The sequence below is a fragment of the Bacillus sp. SM2101 genome, assembly GCF_018588585.1.
GTDB classification, from domain to species: Bacteria; Bacillota; Bacilli; order Bacillales; family SM2101; genus Nanhaiella; species Nanhaiella sioensis.
This window is the reverse complement of record NZ_JAEUFG010000125.1, coordinates 1-754: the sequence shown is the minus strand read 5'-3', so window position 1 is coordinate 754 and position 754 is coordinate 1. Positions and strand designations below refer to the sequence as shown.

Sequence of the window (754 nt, the reverse complement as noted above, 5' to 3'; positions counted from 1 at the left end):
CCAGAACGGTAGAGTTCAACGATCATCTTCTTGAAATCTTGAGTATATTTTTTGCCTGTATTTTTGTTTCCCATCCGAACACAACCTTTCTAAGTACATTTTAAGTACTTAACGTTTTTGTGTCCATAAAACTATACTAACTCCAGTTTCCATTATAGTAAAAAATGACAAAATCCCATCTTCGTTTATGAGGGGGATTTTTTTATAAGTAGGATAAGTAGCCAACACGGCATATACGAATTAGCTAAGACCATGTAGATGAATTCGTGACTGATTTTTATTTATAAGACTTATTTTGTATTGTGGTTACTAAAAATTAATTAGATTGTTTATGTTAATTCTGCTACAAAAGCCAATTTTCCATCGGGCGTGAAAGCAATCCTTCCTAATTGGAGATCTATAGGGATAGTAGCAATCACACTATGAGTTTTCACATCGATGACTGTTATTTTAACATCATCTTCATTAGTAACATAAGCGATTTTCCCATCAGGTGTGAAGGCGACATCAAATGGACTTTGCCCAACTTGAACAGTAGCAATGACGCTATGAGTTTTCACATCGATGACTGATACTGTGGCATTAAATGCATTAGTGACATAAGCGATTTTCCCATCTGGCGTGAAGGTGACATCAAATGGTACTTGCCCAACCATAACAGTAGTAATGACGCTATGAGTTTTCACATCGATGACTGATACTGTGGCATTAAATGCATTAGTGACATAAGCGAGTTTCCCATCTGGCGTGAAGG

At 36.3% G+C, this 754-nt stretch carries 1 protein-coding gene; it reads right to left on the bottom strand.

Annotated features, from left to right (window positions below; translation table 11 throughout):
• Positions 1-329: 329 nt before the first annotated feature.
• Positions 330-754, bottom strand: a 425-nt coding sequence (locus JM172_RS24555) for a YncE family protein (RefSeq protein WP_250886880.1), incomplete at its 5' end; no start/stop codon positions are given.